The sequence below is a fragment of the Natronomonas sp. genome (assembly GCF_028274965.1).
Lineage (GTDB): Archaea > Halobacteriota > Halobacteria > Halobacteriales > Haloarculaceae > Natronomonas.
In genome coordinates this window covers 72,137-91,177 of the sequence record NZ_JAQCNO010000018.1, presented here as the reverse complement: position 1 = coordinate 91,177, position 19,041 = coordinate 72,137, and the positions used below count along the sequence as shown (strand labels likewise).

The 19,041-nt window shown below is 68.3% G+C and carries 20 protein-coding genes; 8 read left to right on the top strand and 12 right to left on the bottom strand.

Annotated features, from left to right (window positions below; all coding sequences use genetic code 11):
• Nucleotides 1-472: hypothetical protein (locus Q0916_RS03585; RefSeq protein WP_299234484.1), on the bottom strand; the 472-nt coding region annotated here is incomplete at its 3' end.
• Between the two features lie 427 nt (nucleotides 473-899).
• Here Q0916_RS03585 and Q0916_RS03580 point away from each other — a divergent pair.
• Nucleotides 900-1,163, top strand: a complete 264-nt coding sequence (locus Q0916_RS03580) for a hypothetical protein (RefSeq protein WP_299234481.1) — start codon at nucleotides 900-902, stop codon at nucleotides 1,161-1,163.
• A gap of 22 nt (nucleotides 1,164-1,185) precedes the next feature.
• On the opposite strand, the gene Q0916_RS03575 is transcribed toward Q0916_RS03580, so the two are convergent.
• From Q0916_RS03575 to Q0916_RS03540, 8 genes are all read right to left on the bottom strand, one after another.
• Nucleotides 1,186-1,662, bottom strand: coding sequence for a hypothetical protein (locus tag Q0916_RS03575; protein ID WP_299234478.1), 477 nt, complete (start codon nucleotides 1,660-1,662; stop codon nucleotides 1,186-1,188).
• A gap of 103 nt (nucleotides 1,663-1,765) precedes the next feature.
• Nucleotides 1,766-2,470 (bottom strand): ABC transporter ATP-binding protein, encoded by a 705-nt coding sequence (locus Q0916_RS03570; protein ID WP_299234475.1) that lies wholly within the window; start codon nucleotides 2,468-2,470, stop codon nucleotides 1,766-1,768.
• 61 nt (nucleotides 2,471-2,531) lie between these two features.
• Entirely contained in the window at nucleotides 2,532-3,278 is a 747-nt protein-coding gene (locus Q0916_RS03565; RefSeq protein WP_299234472.1) for an ABC transporter ATP-binding protein, read from the bottom strand.
• Nucleotides 3,275-4,411 carry an ABC transporter permease subunit gene (locus Q0916_RS03560; RefSeq protein ID WP_299234469.1) on the bottom strand — a complete coding sequence of 379 codons (1,137 nt, stop codon included), beginning with the start codon at nucleotides 4,409-4,411 and terminating at the stop codon, nucleotides 3,275-3,277. The genes Q0916_RS03565 and Q0916_RS03560 overlap by 4 nt, the downstream gene beginning before the upstream one ends.
• 7 nt (nucleotides 4,412-4,418) lie before the next feature.
• A complete protein-coding gene (locus Q0916_RS03555; protein WP_299234466.1) occupies nucleotides 4,419-5,288 on the bottom strand; it encodes an ABC transporter permease subunit in 870 nt (289 codons plus the stop codon).
• Nucleotides 5,289-5,337: 49 nt separating this feature from the next.
• Nucleotides 5,338-6,657: an ABC transporter substrate-binding protein gene (locus tag Q0916_RS03550; protein ID WP_299234463.1), complete on the bottom strand. Its 1,320-nt coding sequence runs from the start codon at nucleotides 6,655-6,657 to the stop codon at nucleotides 5,338-5,340.
• Between the two features lie 276 nt (nucleotides 6,658-6,933).
• Nucleotides 6,934-8,445 (bottom strand): amidase, encoded by a 1,512-nt coding sequence (locus Q0916_RS03545; RefSeq protein ID WP_299234460.1) that lies wholly within the window; start codon nucleotides 8,443-8,445, stop codon nucleotides 6,934-6,936.
• Nucleotides 8,446-8,535: 90 nt separating this feature from the next.
• Nucleotides 8,536-10,035: an amidase gene (locus tag Q0916_RS03540; protein ID WP_299234457.1), complete on the bottom strand. Its 1,500-nt coding sequence runs from the start codon at nucleotides 10,033-10,035 to the stop codon at nucleotides 8,536-8,538.
• Between the two features lie 172 nt (nucleotides 10,036-10,207).
• Between Q0916_RS03540 and Q0916_RS03535 the strand changes: the two genes are divergently transcribed.
• On the top strand, nucleotides 10,208-10,513 hold the full coding sequence (locus Q0916_RS03535; RefSeq protein WP_299234454.1) for a putative quinol monooxygenase: 306 nt from the start codon (nucleotides 10,208-10,210) through the stop codon (nucleotides 10,511-10,513).
• Between the two features lie 33 nt (nucleotides 10,514-10,546).
• Here Q0916_RS03535 and Q0916_RS03530 read toward each other — a convergent pair whose 3' ends face one another.
• The gene (locus tag Q0916_RS03530; RefSeq protein ID WP_299234451.1) at nucleotides 10,547-11,032 is read right to left on the bottom strand and encodes a hypothetical protein; all 486 of its coding nucleotides are present in this window, start codon (nucleotides 11,030-11,032) and stop codon (nucleotides 10,547-10,549) included.
• 185 nt (nucleotides 11,033-11,217) lie between these two features.
• Between Q0916_RS03530 and Q0916_RS03525 the strand changes: the two genes are divergently transcribed.
• The 4 genes from Q0916_RS03525 to Q0916_RS03510 all read left to right on the top strand — a co-directional run bounded on the left by Q0916_RS03525 (nucleotide 11,218) and on the right by Q0916_RS03510 (nucleotide 13,658).
• Nucleotides 11,218-11,598: a group I truncated hemoglobin gene (locus Q0916_RS03525; RefSeq protein WP_299234448.1), complete on the top strand. Its 381-nt coding sequence runs from the start codon at nucleotides 11,218-11,220 to the stop codon at nucleotides 11,596-11,598.
• Nucleotides 11,599-11,760: 162 nt separating this feature from the next.
• Nucleotides 11,761-12,393 carry a hypothetical protein gene (locus Q0916_RS03520; protein ID WP_299234445.1) on the top strand — a complete coding sequence of 211 codons (633 nt, stop codon included), beginning with the start codon at nucleotides 11,761-11,763 and terminating at the stop codon, nucleotides 12,391-12,393.
• 119 nt (nucleotides 12,394-12,512) lie between these two features.
• Complete coding sequence (locus Q0916_RS03515; RefSeq protein WP_299234443.1) at nucleotides 12,513-12,881, top strand: hypothetical protein; 369 nt, start codon at nucleotides 12,513-12,515, stop codon at nucleotides 12,879-12,881.
• 66 nt (nucleotides 12,882-12,947) lie between these two features.
• Nucleotides 12,948-13,658: a DUF6498-containing protein gene (locus Q0916_RS03510; RefSeq protein WP_299234440.1), complete on the top strand. Its 711-nt coding sequence runs from the start codon at nucleotides 12,948-12,950 to the stop codon at nucleotides 13,656-13,658.
• Nucleotides 13,659-13,702: 44 nt separating this feature from the next.
• On the opposite strand, the gene Q0916_RS03505 is transcribed toward Q0916_RS03510, so the two are convergent.
• Together Q0916_RS03505 and Q0916_RS03500 are read right to left on the bottom strand one after the other, a co-directional pair.
• Nucleotides 13,703-14,026, bottom strand: a complete 324-nt coding sequence (locus Q0916_RS03505; RefSeq protein WP_299234437.1) for a hypothetical protein — start codon at nucleotides 14,024-14,026, stop codon at nucleotides 13,703-13,705.
• A gap of 82 nt (nucleotides 14,027-14,108) precedes the next feature.
• Nucleotides 14,109-14,903, bottom strand: a complete 795-nt coding sequence (locus tag Q0916_RS03500) for a DUF7260 family protein (RefSeq protein WP_299234435.1) — start codon at nucleotides 14,901-14,903, stop codon at nucleotides 14,109-14,111.
• A 391-nt stretch (nucleotides 14,904-15,294) separates the two neighbouring features.
• Here Q0916_RS03500 and Q0916_RS03495 point away from each other — a divergent pair, with 391 nt between their 5' ends.
• The gene (locus Q0916_RS03495; RefSeq protein ID WP_299234432.1) at nucleotides 15,295-16,278 is read left to right on the top strand and encodes an NADPH:quinone reductase; all 984 of its coding nucleotides are present in this window, start codon (nucleotides 15,295-15,297) and stop codon (nucleotides 16,276-16,278) included.
• A 76-nt stretch (nucleotides 16,279-16,354) separates the two neighbouring features.
• Nucleotides 16,355-19,006 carry a leucine--tRNA ligase gene (gene leuS / locus Q0916_RS03490; protein ID WP_299234429.1) on the top strand — a complete coding sequence of 884 codons (2,652 nt, stop codon included), beginning with the start codon at nucleotides 16,355-16,357 and terminating at the stop codon, nucleotides 19,004-19,006.
• Nucleotides 19,007-19,041 lie beyond the last annotated feature (35 nt).

The window sequence follows — 19,041 nt, the reverse complement described above, 5'->3', positions numbered from 1 at the left end:
AGTTGATGATGACGGCGCCGGCGCCGTCCGTGGCGTTGATCTTCGAGAGGTTGCCGTCAGGATCGCCGGCGAGGTTCAGCCCGGCCCCGGTGCCCGAGTCGGTGAGGTTGTACTCGCCGTCGCCGACCACGACGGTGTCGTTGGCCGCGGTCAGGTTGCCGATCGCAAACGAGAGCACGTCGGCCGTGTTGTCGGAGTCGGTGCTGCCGACGACCGTCCCGTTCCGGGTGATGTTGGCGTCGGCGGTGACGGTGAAGTTCTCCGCGACGCCGCCGGTGCCGTTCAGCACCCAGACCGTCGAGGCGTCGGGTTCGGTCGTTCCGGGGTCGTACTGATCGCCCTGTGCCGCCGAGACGGTGCCCATCGCCCCGGCGAAGGCGACGGCGAGACACAGCGCGAAAAAAAGCACGACGAACGACCGACGGAGTGAGTCGTCGTGTTCCGTCGGCGTCGGTGATCTATCCGGAGACATTGTATATGTTGCTCGGGCGCCTGTCAAAAGCCTACTGGGAGGTTCGATCGATGAGGATCGGGCGCCGACCGCCGGCTCCGAGCGGGGCAACTCCGGGTGACTTGATAACCCACGTTTTCGTGCGAACAGAGCCAATCCGGTTCCGGTCCTTCCTTCAGGTGGAATGGGACAGTTACCCGTCCGGCTGCTGAATCTCATTTCGATCCCATTCCACGTCCGAGTCCGACCCTCGGCGCGATCGCTGTTTCGACCCGTCGTCAGACGGCCCGGACCCGGCGGCACTTCTGGCTGACCGGACTCGGGCCGTCCGCTCATCGGCAGCCACGTCGGGAGGGCGACGACCGCAAGACGCTACTGTCCCGACCCGTAATCCCGGCATGGACCGACCCGAGAGGCCAACAACCGCCCGCGACCGACGCGGAGTGCCGTGACCGACGGGATGCCGGCCGACGTGCGAGCGACGCTCGCACAGCTGTTCGAGGAGGCGCGGGTGGCGGCGAAAAGCGGGGAAACGGCCCTCGCCGCGTCGGTGCTCGAAAGCGCCGAGACGGTCGTCGAGACGAAGCTCCCGGCCGGTCAGCGCCGCGAACGGCTTCGGTTCGGGTGTCGGCAGGCCCGCGAGGCGCTGCCGGCCGGCGAGCTCGCAGCGGCGTACGTCAGCGCGATGGAGCGGCGGCTCCCGTGCGGGTAACAACACACCGGAGAGCCGAGTGTCACGCGGCGACGAGCGTCAGCGCGACGACGAGCGGAACCAGGACAGCGAGGTACGCCGCGGCGGCGATCGCCCAGTCGCGGCCGATCGCGCGGCGTCTCGCGTCGGTGACGCCGGGGGCACGCGGCAGGGGAACAAAGAGGAAGAAGGCGACCATCAGCGCGTACAGCGCGAGCGCTCCGAGGGCGACCGAGACGACCGACGCGCCGCCGAGAAGCGTCTCGGTGAGCAACGCGAGATAGACGAACAGCAGGCCGGTCCCCAGCCCGGCGAGGTAGTGAGCGACCGCGGCCACGCGCCCCGGCGCGTCGTCGATCGCCGTGTCGGTGAGGACGCCGGCGGCAACGGCGGGCGGGGACGTCCCCTCCGGAAGCGACGCCATCACCCGATCCATGACGAGAAGCGCCGGGACCGCCGCGAGGAGTGCGATCGGGAACCTGAGAACGACCGGGACCGACGCGAACCCGCTGAGAGCCATACCCGGCGTTCGGACGGGCGGGGTATGGAGGTATCGAAGCGAGGCGAACGGACATCTTGAGGGCGAGACGGCCGCGTCGTCACGGCCGACCGCGGAGGCGGCGTCAGATGGTGATGTGCTCTTCGATCACCGATTCGTCGTCGGCGTCGTCCGGCGAGACCCGGTCGACGATCCGGCCTTTCTCCATCACGTAGCAGCTGTTCGAGGCGTTCATCGTGAACTGGATGTTCTGCTCGACGAACAGGACGGTCGTGCCGATCTCCTCGTTGATCTCCTGGACGCGTTCGCTGATCTCCGTCACGATGGAGGGTTGGACGCCCTCGGAGGGCTCGTCCAAAAGCAGTAGATCAGGGTTCCCGACGAGCGCCCGTCCGATGGCGAGCATCTGCTGTTCGCCGCCGCTCATGGTGCCCGCGTTCTGGTCTCTCCGCTCGTCGAGTCTCGGGAAGTACTCGTAGACCTCGTCGTACAGCTTCTCGCGGCCGCCGCCGCCGACCTCGGCCCCGATCTGGAGGTTCTCCTCGACGGTCATCCGGGGGAACACGTCCCGTCCCTGCGGGACGTACCCTATCCCGGCTCTGGCGCGCTCGTCGGCGCCCATCGACGTCACGTCCGCTCCGTCGAACATCACGTCGCCCTCCTCGGGCGAGAGGAGTCCGATCGCGATCTTCATGAGCGTCGTCTTCCCGACGCCGTTGCGCCCGATCAGCGAGACGACGTCTCCCTCCTCGACGGCGAGCGACACGTCCCGGAGGATGGGCGTCGAGCCGTATCCCGCGGTCACGTTGTTGAGTTCGAATAGGTTCATGCTGTGGCGTGCTGTCGCGTGGGGTGCTGTCGTGTGCCGTCCCAGCGGTGCTCCGGGCTCATCAGTCGCCCCCGTACTCCTCGCCGAGGTAGATGCGCTTGACCTCCGGGTCCTCGGCGACGTCCTCGATCGTCCCCTGTCGGAACACCTCCCCGTTGTGCAGGACGGTCACCTGCTCGGCGATCTGTCGCACGAAGTCGATGTCGTGTTCGACGACGAGGGCGGTCATGTCCCGGGTCTCGACGAGCGTCTGGATCAGCTCTCCCGTCCGCTCGGTCTCCTCGACGGTCATCCCGGCGGTCGGCTCGTCCAACAGCAGCAACTCGGGGTCGACCGCGATCGACATCCCGATCTCGAGCCACTGCTGTTCGCCGTACGAGAGGGTGTCGACCGGCTGGTCGAGCTTGCCGGTCAGATCGACCAGATCGGCCACCTCCTCGATCAGCGTCCGTGTGTCCTCGTCGCGCCGCTGGCAGGGAACCCGGAGGTTCTCGCTGACGCGCAGCTCCTCGTAGATGTTCAGCGTCTGGAACTTGAGCGAGATGCCGCGGCGGACCCGCTCGTGTGGCATCAGGCCGGTGATGTCCTCGCCGTTGTACCGGATCGTCCCCCCGGTCGGCCGCAGTTTCCCGGTCAGGAGCCCGAAGAACGTGCTCTTTCCGGCCCCGTTGGGGCCGATGAGACACTGGATGTCCCCCCTCGGGAGCCGGTAGTCGACCCGATCGACGGCGGTCAGCCCGCCGAAGGTCTTCTGTAGCCCGTCCGTTTCGAGTATCGGGGTTCCGTCCCCGCGCGTTCCCGAGCTCATGCGTCGGACTCCTCCAGTACGACCGATTCGTCGGGCGAGGACCCGATCCGGTCTTCGATCCGCGAGGCGATCGCCGGCACGACCCCGTCGGAGAAGTACAGGATGACGCCGAGGAGGATCACCCCGAGGGCGACGACGCTGAACTCGCTGCCGGCGGCGGCGAGTTCGCTGTCTAAGAACTGAAGCCCCAGGGCGCCGAAGATGGCGCCCAGGATCGTCTGTCGTCCGCCGACGGTGACCCAGATCACGGGCAGCGCCGCGGTGACGATGCCCATGACCGGCGGGCTGATGAAGTTGTTCCAGGAGGCGAACAGCGCGCCGCTCAGTCCGGCCATCGCGCCGCCGATCGCAAAGGCCTGTAGCTTGATCTTCCGGATGTCGTACCCGAACATCTCCGTGCGGGCCTCGTTTTCGCGCACGGCGATGAGCACGTAGCCGTAGTTCGAGTTGACGACGTACCGCAGCGCCAGGTACCCCGCGATGAGCAGTCCGACCACGAAGTAGTACATCGGCACGGGGTCGAGTTCCACGAGCACCGGCTCGATCCCGAAGGCCAACGATGGGATGTTCGTCATCCCGTTGAACCCCCCAAGTTCGGCAGCGCCGATCGTGTACTGCGGCCCGGCGGTCCGCCCGAACAGCAACTCGAGGATGAGCGTGACCGCGAGGGTGATGATCGCCACGTAGACGCCGGAGACGCGGCCGTAGAACATAAAGTAGCCGACGACGACCGCGAACACCGCCGGCAGCACAACCGCCGCCAGCAGCGCGAGGTTCGTCGCACCGGTCACCTGGACGAGATTTTTTGCGACGACGCCGAAGGTGTACCCGCCCAGCCCGAAGAACGCCGTCTGACCGAAGCTGAAGATCCCGGTGTACCCCCAGATGAGCGTCAGGCTCAACGCGAGGAATATCCAGACGACGTACCCGGTCGTGTTGAGGACGCGAAACGGCGTCGTCACGGCCGGGTAGGCCAGCGCGACAAGCGCCACGAGGAGGAAGGCGATCCAGAAGATCGGCGAGTTGCCGATCGTGTTCGGCCCGTTGAACGGAGCGAACACCCGATCGAGGCCGTCGACGACGATGCTCGGCAGGAACTCGTTTCCGGGCAGTGTTGGTTTCTTTTCGGACATGGTCGTGTTACTCCCCTCCCTCCATCCAGTATCCGGAGATGCCTTCCGGAAGGAGCCTGATGATCACGATCGCGGCGACGAGCAGCGCGACCCGTCCGGCGAACGATCCGGCCCACTGCGAGACGGGCGCGTTGACCACGGACAGCGAGAAGCCACTCAGGATCGTTCCGAGGATCACGCTCGGTCCGGCGACGATGACGGTGACGAACGCCTCGATGATGTAGGACTGCCCGAGCGTCGGGACGATCGAGACGATCGGCGAGAGCAGTCCGCCCGCGATGCCCGCCATCACCGAGCCGATGAAGAACGTGATCATGTAGATGCGGTCCGTGTTGACGCCGAGGCTGCGGGCCGTCTCCTCGTCCTGCATCGTCGCGCGTGCGTGTCGGCCGTAGGTCGTGTACGTGTAGATCCCGTACAGCGCGATCAGGAGGCCGATTGCCGACGCGGCGAGCACGACCCGGTACAGCGACATCGAAAAGTCGCCGTAGCTGATGGGGCCGAGCGGCGTCGGCACGTCGCTGAAACTCGGGCCCGCGATGATCAACATGCCCTGTGCGAAGATCAGGCTGATCCCCCACGTGGCGACCATCGAATCGACGAGGCGGTCGTACAGGTGTCGGATGATGAGCCGTTCGAGAACGAGGCCGACGATCCCCGTGACGAGCCCGCCGATCGGTATCGCGAGCGCGAGCGGCACGCCGGCGCTGAAGCTGAAGGCGGTCGCGTACGCGCCGATCATGATGAACTCGCCGTGCGCGAGGTTGATGATCCGCATCATCCCGAAGATGATCGCCAACCCGACCGCGGCGAGCACCAGCGTGCCGAATGAGGACAACATCAGCCCCGTTATATCGAGTACGTTTGTGAGTGCCATCGTGTCTTGAGATTGGGCTTAGGCTTTGGGTAGAGGCGTTATCGACGGCTCACACGTCGGTGAAGAACTCCGAGGTCGGATCGTCCCAGGTGCTCTCGGTGTCGAGGCTGCAGCGCTCGCGGAGCCACTCGGGTTCGACGTTTTCGGTCGTATCGAGGAAGTTGATGCTGTGGTCCTCGCCGACCTCCGCGAGGTAGATGTTGTGGCTGAGGTGATGCGTCGCCGGGTCCAACGAGAGCTCGCCGGCGGCCGTCGAGATCGACAGCCCGCTTTCGAGCACGTCGTTGACCTCCGGCATCTCGACCGTCCCGGCCTCCTCGACGGCCATCTCGTAGAGCTTGTACGAGACGTAGTGGCTGAACCCGTGTTGGTTGAGGTACTCCGTCTCGGGGAACCGCTCGCGGTACCGCGAGACGAAGTCCTCGTTCGCGTCGGTCGGGATCTCCTCCATGTAGTTCCACGCCGTGTACATGCTCTCGAGGGCGGGCGGATCGACCGTGATGTGCTCGTAGGCCGAGCCGATGCTGACCGTCGAGGCCATCGGCTTGTTGAGCCCCGAGGACTCGGCTTGGCTGTAGAACGGGACGTGGTTCGAGCCGACGATGAGCGACATGATCCAGTCGGGGTCGGCGTCCTGGATGTTGTTTATCGTCGAGCCGTGATCGGAGACGTCGAGCGGAATGAACTCCTCGCCGATGATCTCGCCGCCCTCGTTGCCGACGTACCGCTCCGCCCACCGGGCTGAGATCTGCCCGAAGTTGTAGTCGGCGGCGATCGTGTACACCTCCGTGCCGAACTCCTCGACCATGTACTGGACGAGCGGCAGCATCTGCTGGCTCGGCGTCGGCCCCGTCAGGTGGATGTACTCGTCGCAGACGCCGCCCTCGTACAGCGCGGGGTAGAAGTACAGCTGTTGGTTCTCGCTGATCGTGGGCCGCATCGCCTCCCGGGATGCGCTCGTCACCCCGCCCATCAGCACGTCGACCTGATCCTCGAGGATCAGCCGCCGGGCCTGTTCCTGGTACACGCCGGTGTCCGACTGCGGGTCGGGGTCTACCAGTTCGACCTCCCGGCCGAGCAGGCCGCCGTTCTCGTTCATCTCCTCGACGGCCAGTTGTGCGGAGTTGTGCATCGGCGTCCCGTACAGGGCGTTGGGCCCCGACCGCGGCGAGAGATCGCCGATGGTGATCGTCTCCGAGTCGCCACCGTTGCCGCCGCCGTTACCGCCGTTTCCGTTTCCGTTCCCGGAACACCCGGCGAGCATGGCGGAGAGCCCGACCGATCCGCCGGCCGCGGTCTTGAGGAACCGACGACGGGAGTTGGTCAGTGTCGCGTCCGAGGCGTTTCGCCATGAGTTATCGCGTCCCATATGAGGCCATTCAGCACTTTACTATATGTATTTTTCTCAACGAAGTGGGTACGAACAGTATACTTCTGACGGTGTATTACGTTGTATGTTTGTGTTAATACCTGAATAACGCGTCGATCGGTCCGTTTTCTCGGCCGAACCCCGCGAAACCGGCACCGAGCGTGCGAAAACGGTGGGTTTCACCGAAACCGACCTCCGTCGTTCCGGCGCGCCCGGTGTCGTCGGTTCGCGTCTACGCCCGCGCCCTCGCCTTCGGGTGTCTGGCGGCGCGATCGGTCACGCCAAGGTCCGCTCGACCGCGCGTCCGGCGTTCAATACGGTGGCGTCGTCGAACTGTCGCCCGGTGAGCAACAGCCCGACCGGAAGCCCATCGGACGCCGAGGGTCCGACGGGAACGCTCAGAGAGGGGTGGCCGGTCATGTTGAACGCGCACGTGTTCGCGAGACAGCCCCAGGCGTCGGCGATGAACTCGAAGCGGTCCTGATCCGGGACGTACTCGTTTGCCGTCGTGGCCGTGGTCGGCATGGCGATCAGGTCGTACTCCGACAGCAGCGCGTCGTAGCGGTCGGTGAGTTCGGCCCGCAGGTTCATCGCCTCGGCGTAGTACTTCGAGTGGTACTGGTCGCCGGTGTACGCGCCCGCGAGAAGGGTTAACTTGACGCTCGGCGGGAAGTCGCCGCCCTGTGCGCGGCGCGCTTTCCCGAAGGAGTCGACCCACGAGACGTCGTAGTGACCCTTCCAGTTGTGGCCGACGCCCTCGCCGGCCACCGCCGCGGCGAACCCCTCGGCGAGCGCGACCGTGAACACGTCGGCCGCGTCGGCGTGTATCGGCAGCGACTCCGCCGTCGTCGTCGCGCCCTCGTCGGCCAAGGCGTCGATCGCGGCGCGGACGCTCTCGTTGACCTCCGGGTCCGCGTCGGGCTGTTCGAACCCCTCGGTGAGCACCGCGATCGAGAGGTCCTCGACGGGGTCCTCGAGCGACGCCTCGTAGCGTTCGGTCGGCACCGACTGGGGCTGTCGGGGGTCGTCGGGGTCGCGCCCGGCCAGCACCGACAGCGTCCGCGCCGCCGTCTCGACGTCGGGCGCCAGCGGCCCGGCATGATCGATCGTGTTCTCGATCCCGATACACCCCGTGTAGGGGACGAGACCGTGGGTCGGCTTGTGGCCGACGACGCCGCTCCAGGCGGCCGGGACTCTGACGCTTCCGCCCTGGTCGGACCCGATCGCGACGTCGACGTCGCCGGTCGCGACCGCGATCGCGCTCCCGCCGCTCGACCCGCCGCTGAGGTGGTCGTCGTCGTGGGGGTTCAGCGTCGGGCCGAACGCGCTCGAGTGGCCGTTGCCGGTGAATGCCATATCGTCCATGTTGGTCTTCCCGACGATCCGCGCGCCCGATTCGAGGAGCCGCGACACGATCGTCGCGTCCGCGTCCGGAACGTACCCCTCGAGCACCTGCGAGCCGCAGGTCATCTCGACGCCGGCGACGGAGACGTTGTCCTTGATCGCGACGTCGAACCCCGCGAGCGGCCCCTCACTCGCGCCGGGGACCTCACAGCGGGTGATCCACGCGTTGTACGGATCGTTCTCTCGGGCGCGGTGGCCGGGGTCCCGCGGTCGCGGCTCCGCCCGCTCGATCGGGGGGTGTCCCCGGTCGCGTACGGTTTGGTACGACGCGAGGAGGTCCGTCACCAACTCGCGGTAGTCCCGGACCTCCTCGTCGGTCAGATCGAGGTACAGCCGGCTGCCCAGCTCCCGTATCTCCGATTCCGTCGGGGGACGAAGCGACATGACTCCGTAGACGTCCAACGCCGACTTGGTTCTTTTGTCGCCGCGGGCGACGGGACGGGGGAGGGGTCGGCCGTCGGTTCGGCGCCGGCGTCAGTCGGAATCGAGCGGGGGCGCCGTCTCCGGGGGCACTCTCGTTTCGGTCGCCTGGTCGTAGGCGTAGGCCATCTCGACGAGGGCCGGTTCGCTGTAGGGCACCCCGAGGAGTTCGACGCCGACGGGGACGCCGCCGTCGGTGAGTCCGCCGGGGACGGAGACCGCCGGGCACTGCGTTTGGGCCCCGATCGGCGTGTTCGTCGGGTAGTTCGCCGTCGTGTACCGGTCGCCGAGTTCGGAGATCTTCGGCGGCGTCACCTGCACGTCCGGGAACACCATCGCGTCGAGGTCGTTGGCCGCGAACGCGTCCAACACGTCCCGCCGGAGCGACTCCTGGCCGAGGGTCTGTCGCCAGTAGTCGAGTTCCTCGGTGGGTTCGCTCGTCGTCTCGGCGATCGCCTCGATGAGATCGAGGTCCTCGTGGTACGCGCCGGCCTCGTAGATCTCCCCCACGGAGTCGTACGGGATGTCATCGCGTTCCTCGAGGAACCCGTTGAGGTGGATCGTCGCGTGGTACCCGTACACCGTCGTGTCCTCGATCTGCTCGTCGAGGTCCGGGATCGAGACCGGATCCACCAGTTCGGCGCCCGCGTCGGTCATGACATCAAGCGCCGACTCGACGACGTCGTTGACCGGCGCGCCCCGGGGATCGTCCCCGTCGCCGAAGGCGTCGCGCAGCACGCCGATCCGCTTGCCCTCGAACCCGTCGGCGTTCAGGTAGTCCGTATAGGAGTCGACGTCCGTCTGGGCCGTTGCGCCCGACCAGTCGTCGTCCTCGTCGTACCCGACCATCACGTCGAGAAAGCGGGTCATGTCCGTCGCCGTCCGGGCGACCGGCCCCGGCGTGTCCTGTCGCGGGACCAGCGGCGAGTGCCCGACCCTGCTTACGAGCCCCGTCGTGACGCGGATGCCGAAGAGGTTGCAGTTCGCCGCCGGGACGCGGACCGAGCCGCCGGTGTCCTCAGCGGTTCCGATGGTGGCGAGGTTTGCGGCCACGCCGGCCCCGCTGCCGGAACTCGATCCGCCCGGATCGCGCTCGAGGTCGTAGGGGTTCTTCGTCTGGCCGTTCTCCGAGGAGTAGCCGAAGTACGCCGACGCCCAGTCCGGGAGGTTCGTCTTCGCGAGTACGACCCCGCCGGCGTCCTTGATCCGCGTGACGATGGCGGCGTCGCCGTCGGGGACGTAGTCCGAACACGCCTCCGAGCCGAACGTCGTCGTGAGCCCCTCCGTTTCGGCCTGGTCCTTGACTAAAACGGGGATGCCGTGGAGCGGCCCGACGAGGCCCTCGGACTCGAGCGTCCGGTCGAGTTCGATCGCCCGGTCGACGGCGCCGTCGTTGACGGTGATGACGCTGTTGATCTCCGGGCCGTTGCGGTCGTACGCGTCTATCCTGTCGAGATAGGCGTTGACCAGTTCCTCGCTGGAGACGTCGCCGGCCTCCATCGCGTCGTGTATCTCGTCGATCGTCGCCTCGACGATGTCGAATCCGTCTGTCATCGTGTACGGTAGCAGATAACATAACGGCCCCATATATAATTTCGCACCCGGCGCGCCGGAGATTACCCGCACAGGAGCGTTACCGCGGACCGTGCGATCGCGGTCCCGTCGCGGACGGCCTCGCCGGTCGGTGGCGGAGTTTTTATTGTACTGTCGTGTAGTGGGCCGTGCGATGATCGTACTATACGCGTCAATCCCGATCGACCCGGAGAAACGCGAGGAGGCGCTCGCGCTCGCCGAGACCCTCGTCGAGGAGTCCAACCGCGAAGAGGGGATGATCGAGTACCGGGCGATGACGGACGTCGAGGACGAGACCGTGCTGCGGTTCGTCGAGCAGTACGAGGACGAGGCGGCGGTCGAGTCCCACACACAGACCGACCACTACCGGGAGTTCGCGGCGGCGCTGCCGGACCTCCTGGCCGGCGAACCGGAGGTCGTCCAGTTCGACGTCGACGGCGTCTCCGAGTTGGAGTTGTGACCGGACGGCGGTTTCTCTAGGGTCGCCCCGCTGTCACGGGCCGCCGCCGAGCGCCAGACCGACGCTGAGAGCGAGCGTCGGAGTCGCCAACAGGGCGACGTACCACGACGCGCCGCCGACGAGAAGCGCCCACGTCCGCGGGCCGTACCCGGTGTCGTCCCAGTCGATCCCGGCGCGAGGGAGCCCAAATCCGGCGACGAGCGGGAGTCCGACGAGGTACAGAGCCGACAGGCCGACGACCACGTCGAGCAGCGCGTTCGCCATCGCGAGTTCCTCGGGCGAGCCCCGGACTATCGCGCCGCCTGCGGCCACGACCCAGGGGAGAGACAGCCCGACCATCGCGAGCGGGTAGCTCACGGCCGGCGATCCCCCCGGCCACAGCCGTTCGAACAGCGATCTGAGCCGGTCGGATCCAAGGAACGGACTCCACAGGAGGCCGGCGACGAGGCCGGGACCGACCACGAGTACGAACAGCGTGGCCCACTCCGTGAGGAGCCGCGCGATCGTCTGCGGAGCCATCGGATCAACGGACTGATCTTCACCGTCGGTGTTAAGCGTTGGTCCCGGGGCGTCGGTCGTCCGGGTGTGCGTCGGGGTATCGAGGCGGATCCGCGCGGGAGACGCGGACAGCTCGCCGCACGGGCTGCGTACCCGCGCGGATCGGTTCAGTGAACTATTTCGGATGCTGATCCGACGTGTCGGGTATGGCCGGGGAAACGCTGTGCGAACGTCTCGGTGGGCACGACGGTATCCAGGCCGTGGTCGACGACCTCTACGACAGGCTTCTCGCCGACGACGAACTGGGGCCGTTCTTCGCGGGCGCGGACATGGAGAAGCCGCGGCGAACGCAGACCGACCTCCTGTGCGAGGCGGCGGGCGGCCCGGAGACCTACGACGCCGAGCCGGTCCGTGAGGCCCACCTCCACGTCCCGTTCGAGCCCGAGCACATCCGAACGGCGGTCGAACTGCTGTACGAGAGTCTGGCCGCGTTCGACGTCCCCGAGGAAGACGCGGCGGCCGTCGTGGGGGCCGTCGCCGAGTACGAACAGGAGCTGTTGGCGAGCCCGAACGACGACGATCGGTGACTGGTGAGAGGCGAGGGGCCGCCTCGGTCGGGGATCGAACCCTCTACCCGGCGCGGTAACGCCATCGGGCCGCCGTTCGGCACGATCCGGCGGGCGTTACCGCGTCCGTCCGCCGGCGGGCCGCAAGTAATATCTTTTACAGCCTCAAAACGAGGTACTGCGATGCCCTCCCGACGAACCGTCCTCGCGGGGCTCGGTTCGCTGTCGGCGGCTGCCGGCGGGTGCGTATCGGGCGGCCCGGAGCGCGCCCCTCCGGCGGTCGATCCGGTCCAGCGGCTCGGAACGGGAACGCGTCTGTCGTTCGTCGCGGACCCGATCAGGGAGTACACGTACGTGCCCGAAGAGAAACAGGCCCGCTACGAACGGGAGGTCGACGGCGTGACCCGGACCGGGCGGATGCCGTTCGAGGAGTGGGGGACGCGCCGGGCGGCCGCCCGCGCCAGAGCCCGGCTCTGGGCGCGGTTCAGCGATCGGTACCGCGAGTACGAGTTCGTGACGTCGTCGGTCGGCTCGGTCGGATCGGCCGAGCTCGACGCGGGCGGAGCGGGCGAAGCGCCGGCGGAGACCGCGTTCGAACGCGCCGTCGACGTCGCGCCGAGGCTGCGGTACAACGTGTGGTACGACGACCGGACCGGCGAGGTGGTCCGGAGGCCCCCGGTGTCGTGGGAGGCGCTTGTCGCCGCCGTTCCCCGGACGATCGAGGTGACGATGGCGTTTCCGGAACGGGCGTACCGCGCCGTTCTCCCGGGGGTGTGCCAGCGCGTCGTGAGCGCCCGCCCGGAGGACGGACCCTGACAGAGGGCGGCGGTCGGGTACCCCCAACGCCCCCAACGACGGGGCGTCGGATCCGGGGCCGCCGCTGTGCGGCGGGATCGATGACAAAGAGCTAATTGCCTCGACGCCAATCCCCGCGTGTGCAGCGCACACCACCCTCCCGGTTTCTGTTGTTGTCGGCGGTCGTCCCCATCCTCGCGTGCGCCGCGGCGGTTTTTGTCCCGCCCGTCGCCGGGGCCTCGAGGGCGTTCACCGGAAGCGTTGTCTCCAGCGGGCTCTTGGGAACCGTCTTCGCGGTCCGGAACGTCCAGTTGCTCCGGGCGTCGGGCGAACCGAGCCTCCCGCCGGCCGTCCTTACCACCGTCTTCGGCGGGTGGTTCATGCTCGCGCCGCTTTTGTACCCCGACGTCGGCGTACTTCCGACGGCCAGCGTTCAGTTGTCCGGAACGGCGATCTCCACGTTCGGGCTCTACGTGGTCGTCGCCGGCCTCACCGGCCATCGGGGATGAACCGATCGCAGCGCGCGTCCCGGCGGGAACCGAGAGCGCGCCCCGTCCGAGGCGGGGCCTCGACGAATGCGGCGCGGTAGCGTCTCCTGGTTGCGCCCGAACGCCGGCCTGCTGGCTGTTCTTACCGCCAATGGCGCGCCCGCGGTTGGTCTCCTCGCGTTCGGCACGTCGGGGGTGGGCCTGGTGGTGTTCTACTGGCTCGAGTTCACCGCGCTGTCGGTGTGGGCCCTCGTCCGGGCGCTCTTCGCCGGACAGCCCCCGGAGACCGGCGGGGAGGGGCTCGGCGCCACCTGGGGGGACGCGGGGATACCGATCCCGGGGACCGATCTCACGGTCCTCTATCGGACGCTTCAGGGACTCGTGCTCTTCGTCCCGCTGTTGGCCGTCGTGTGGGTCGGGGTCGGCGGATTGGTCGCCGGGCCGGTCATCGCGGCCACCCCCGACGCCGAGATGCCGCCGTGGGTCGTCGTCGGAGCCGCCGCCGTCTTTTTCACCGAGGGCGGACGGACGGTCGTCGAGTACTTCCATCGCGGGGGCTACCGGGAGACGACGGTCGGCGCGGCGCTCAAGGGGGTGTTCCTCAGGGGCGTCGTGCTGGCCGGTGTCGGCCTCCTCGTCGTCATGATCGCCGACGAGTTCGCGGAGGGACGGGCGGTCAGCGTCGAGGCCGCGGCCAGCGGACCGCTCGTGTTCGCCGCCGTCGGGGTCAAGTTCGGCATCGATCTCGCGGCGCACTACGCGACGGAGCGCGACGCGTCGCTCGGCGGTCTGATCTGATCCGGAGGTCGTACGGCGGGACGCGGGGTGAGGGTCTCGATCTCTTAGGGCTCGGTCAGGGCCGCGCGGAGCCGACGGAATCCACCGGAAGCGCCGCGCTCCCGGAGGCCGTAGGTGGCATCGTCGAGAGCGCTCCGGAGCGCCTCGTACTCCGCGTCCGGGCGGTGGACGCCGACGAAGACTTTCAGACCGCCGACCGGGGACACCCGATAGTGTGCGACCGCGTGGGCATCGAGCACCGCCACGGCGTCCACGAGCGCCGCCTCGTCGATCCGGTTGCGACACGACAACGGGACCGCAACGCCGGCGACCGGCTCCGTCTCGACGTGCGGGGGGTAGCCCCCTGTCGGTCCCTGACCGCCGGTCATCGTCTCGGCTCCCCGTACGGGTGCCCGACGGTTCAGTGTTACCACGACCGACGCGTCCGCCCGGCCTCGCTCGGCGCTCCGATCAGGCCCGCCGGATGAGGTGCGCCCGGACCGTCCGCTGGCAGTCCGCACAGGCGTCGTCGAGCGCGGCGACCGTCGCGAGAACCGGATGATCGACCGGGAACCCACCGTAGAGGTACGGGACGAGACTCCGGTGGCGGACGCCGACGTCGGCCCCGTCGTTCGTCGCCCGCCGGAGGAGTTCCTGACGGCGACGGACCAGTTCCGTGCAGCGATCCCGGAGGTCCGCGAGCGTCTCGTGACGCCGCGCGAGCGCGTCGAAGCCGAGATCGGTCAGGGGCGTCTCGTCGACGTCGACGACACCGGCGACGACGTCGTCGACGGCCGCGGCCGCGTCCTCGAGGTGGCCGGCCTCGCGGTCGAGGGCCTTCCGGAGCGCGGTCGCCTCCGAGCGCCGCGACCGCGTCTCGGCGACGATCAGTCGCTTCAGATCGCGGCTGAAGGGGCTCTCGGTCGTGGGCGCGAGCGCCACCGCGATGGCGTCGGTGAACTCCTCTCGGATCGTCTCGAGGAGCGGTTCGGAGCCGTCGAGGTCGGCGACGCTGTGGGGGCGGATCGTCTCGGCGAAGGCCGCCCGGACGGTTCCGCACCGGTCGTCGCTCGGGGCGTCGGCGGCGAGTCGCGCGCCGCCCGCCGTCGTCAGTCCGGTCGCGGGTGCGGACGCCGACACCGGCTCGGGCTGTAGGTCACTCACCCGGCGGACGAACGCGTCGTAGGCGTCGCGTTTCCCGTCGACGGCGTCCCGTTCGGCCCGCACGCGGGTCCGGGCTCGGTCGATGTACGTCTCGACTGTCATGTCGTCCCTCCGGTTCGGCGGTCGTCCTCGGTTGGCCGTCCGGTGCGGTTGGTGCTTGACTGCATGTCGTGTCTCCTCCGTGGTCTCTTGGGGCTCACTCGGCGCGAGGTGTCGCGTACGGGTCGCCGAGTAGCGCGTACCGGGTCCGTCGCACGGTTTTAGGTTTGCCTAAAAATACAAGTACGTTTCGATTGTTTGGCCGGAATAAAAGCCACCGATCGTAGCTATCTATGCCCACGTCGTCGCCGTGTTTCGAGAACGCGGGCGACGCGTTACTGATACGAACACGAACGTCGACACCGAGCGGTCACTCCTCGGGGCGATCCGGGCGCGCGGCGGGCGCCGCCGTGACCACCCAAACCTAAACCGCCGGCCGCCGCGTGTGGGTGGTATGCGCGCTGTCAGATACCACGAGTTCGGCGACCCGGACGTCCTCCAACTCGAGGAGATCCCCCGGCTGGACCCGAACCCGGACGAGGTGCTGTTGGCGGTCGAGGCGATCGGTGTCAACCCCTGCGACGCGCTCCGGCGAGAGGGCCTGTGGGGCGACGACCTCCCGTTGATCACCGGCTCCGACGTCGCCGGGACCGTCGAGGCCGCCGGCGATCGGGTATCGGCGTTCGCGGCCGGCGACCGCGTCTTCGGGACGATCCCCCGGCTGAACTCGACCGGGGGCCGCGGCGACCGTCAGGGCGCCTGCGCGGAGTACGTCGTTGTCCGCGAGGACCGCCTCGCTCCGCTGCCGGACGGCGTTTCGGCGACCGTGGGGGCCGGGATCGGGATCGTCGGGATTACCGCCTGGCGGGCGCTGCGGCGGTTCGGGTCCCTCGAGGCCGGCGACGCCTGTCTCGTACACGGCGGAAGCGGGGGTGTTGGCCACGTCGCCGTCCAGTTGGCCTCGGCGCTCGGCGCGACGGTGATCGCAACGGCGTCCGACGAGCGGGCCGACGCGGTCCGGTCGTTCGGCGCCGATGCGGTGATCGACTACGACCGCCCGAACGGGGAGCTCGAAGCGGCGATCGCGGAGGTCACGGACGGCGTCGACGTCGTCCTCGACCACCGCATCGAGGAGTACGTGCAACTGGACATCGATGTCTCCGGGTACGGGGGGACCGTCGTCGTGATCGGGAACAACCGCGATTCGCCGACCATCGAGGACCTCACCGAAGCGATCGGCAAGGACCTCACCATCCAGCCGATGGACGCGTTCAGCGAGCCGCACATCGACAGCGTGCTCCGGCGGCTCGGGGCGCTTCTGCGGCGGGACCGCCTCACCGTCGCCGTCGCGGAGACGTACGACCTCGAGGAGACGGCCGCGGCACAGCGGGCCGTCATGAACGACAGTTTCACCGGGAAGCTCGTCATCGAGCCCTGAGCGTCCGGACGAACCGCGCGGCGGGCGGATGGAAAGTTTAAGTACCGAACCGACGGAACGTTCGGTATTCCGCTCCATGCACGACGACGGATACGACCACGCCGCGGTCGAACGACGCTGGCAGGAGGCGTGGGACGACGCCTCCGTGTACCGGACGCCCGACGACGTCGAGGACCCGAGTTACGTCCTCGGGATGTACCCCTACCCGTCGGGGCAGCTCCACATGGGTCACGTCCGCAACTACACGATCACGGACGCCTACGCCCGGTACCGCCGGATGCGCGGCGACGACGTGCTGCACCCGATGGGGTGGGACGCCTTCGGGCTGCCCGCCGAGAACGCCGCCAAGGAGCGCGATACGAACCCCCGCGATTGGACGTTCGAGTGCATCGACACGATGAGAGGCCAGATGGAGTCGATGGGCTTCGGCTACGACTGGGAGCGCGAGATAACGACGTGTACGCCGGAGTACTACCGCTGGAACCAGTGGCTCTTCGGGCGGTTCCTCGAGGAGGGCCTCGCCGAGCGCCGCGACGCCGACGTGAACTGGTGTCCCGACTGCGAGACGGTGTTGGCCGACGAGCAGGTCGAGACCGACGACGAGCTGTGTTGGCGCTGTGACACGCCCGTCGAGACGAGGGAGCTCGAACAGTGGTTCCTCTCGATCACCGACTACGCCGACGAGCTCGTCGAGTACATCGACGAGTTGGAGGGGTGGCCCGACTCGGTCAGGCAGATGCAGCGCAACTGGATCGGCCGCCAGCACGGGACGACGCTGTCCTTCGACGTCTCGGGATCTGACGTCGAGCACGGCGCGATCGAGGCGTTCACCACGCGCGTCGACACCGTCTTCGGGGCGACGTTTTTCGCCTTGGCGCCGGATCACCCGATCGCCGAGTCGCTCGTCGAGACCGACGAGGCCGTCCGCGAGTTCGTCCGCCACGAGGCCGACCCGGAGGGCGACGAGCCGAACGGCGTCCGGACGGACCTGACGGCGACGAACCCCGTCACCGGCGCGGAACTGCCGGTCTTCGTGGCCGATTTCGTCCTCTCGGACGTCGGGACGGGCGCGCTGATGGGGGTGCCGGCCCACGACCACCGCGATCACGCCTTCGCCACGAAGATGGGCGTCGACATCGAGCCGGTGATCGCCCCTGAAGAGGGGGACGTACCGGACGTCAGCGAGGGCGCCTTCACCGAGGACGGCGTCCTCGTCAACTCGGGGGCGTACTCGGGGCTCGAAAGCGCCGCGGCCCGCGATCGACTCACCGAGGACATCGGTAGCGCCGCCCCGGACGCGCAGTACCGCCTGCGCGATTGGGGCATCTCCAGACAGCGCTACTGGGGCACGCCGATCCCGATCGTGCACTGCCCGGAGTGCGGCCCGGTTCTCGTTCCGGACTCGGAGCTGCCCGTCGAGCTGCCGGCGTTCATCAACACGACGGGCAACCCGCTTGACGCCGCCACCGAGTGGAAGGAGACGACGTGTCCGGACTGCGGCGCCGACGCCGAGCGCGAGACGGACACGATGGACACCTTCGTCGACTCCTCGTGGTACTTCCTGCGGTACGTCTCGCCGGGCGTCGAAACCGCGCCCTTCGAACTCGATCGGGCCAACGACTGGATGCCCGTCGACCAGTACGTCGGCGGCATCGAACACGCCGTGATGCACCTGCTGTACTCGCGGTTCGTCACGAAGACCCTCGCCGACCACGAGGGCCTCAAGCACCGCGAGCCCTTCGAGAACCTCCTCGCGCAGGGGATGGTCCAACTCGACGGCGAGAAGATGTCGAAATCGAAGGGCAACGTCGTCTCGCCGCAGGCCATCGTCGAGGAGTACGGCGCCGACACCGCCCGCCTCTTTATGATGCAGGCCGCCCAGCCGGAGCGGGACTTCGATTGGACGGAGGAGGGCGTCCGCTCGGCCTACCGGTTTCTGACGCGGCTGAAACGGATCGTCGAGGCGTACGCCGCCGGGGAGGTCGAGACGACCGACGAGCGCGGCCCGACAGCCGAGTACGTCGCCCGCGAGACCGAGGCCGCCGCCGTCATCGCGGCCGAGGCGTACGACGAGTTGGTGTTCAACACGGCCGCCCGGGAGGCCAAGTCGCTCGTCGGCACGCTCAGGCGCTACCGCGAGGGCGGCCCCGTCCACGCGGAGACGTTCGAGGCGGGGCTCTCGGTCGCGCTCCGATCGCTCGCGCCCGTCGCCCCTCACGTCTGCGAGGAGCTCTGGGAGGCGCTCGGCAACGAAGGCTTCGTCGCCGAAGCGTCCTGGCCCGCGGCGACGGCCGACCGGAACGCGATCGAGACGCGCCGGCGGCTCGTCGAGAACACCCGCGAGGACGTCAGACAGATCGTCGACGTCGCCGGGATCGACGACCCCGAGCGGATCGACGTCGTCGTCACGCCCGCCTGGAAACACGAGGCGCTGAACGTCGCCATCGACAGCGACGCACAGAACGTCATCGGGGAGCTGATGGAACGGGAGTCGATCAAGCGCCACGGGGACGCCGCGGCCGCCTACGGCCAACAGCTCCAGGAGAACCGCCAGGCGCTCACCCGGACGCTCGACCCCGACGCCGAGCACGAGGCGCTGACCGCCGCCGCCTGGCTGATCGAGCGGGAGTTCGACGCCGAGGTCCGCGTGTTGACCGCGAGCGAGGCCGACGGGGAACTCGCCGACGAGGCCGAGCCCGCCCGCCCCGCCATCGAGATCACCGAGTGAGCCGGAGGGCGGCTCCGGAGCCGCCCGCGCCGGAT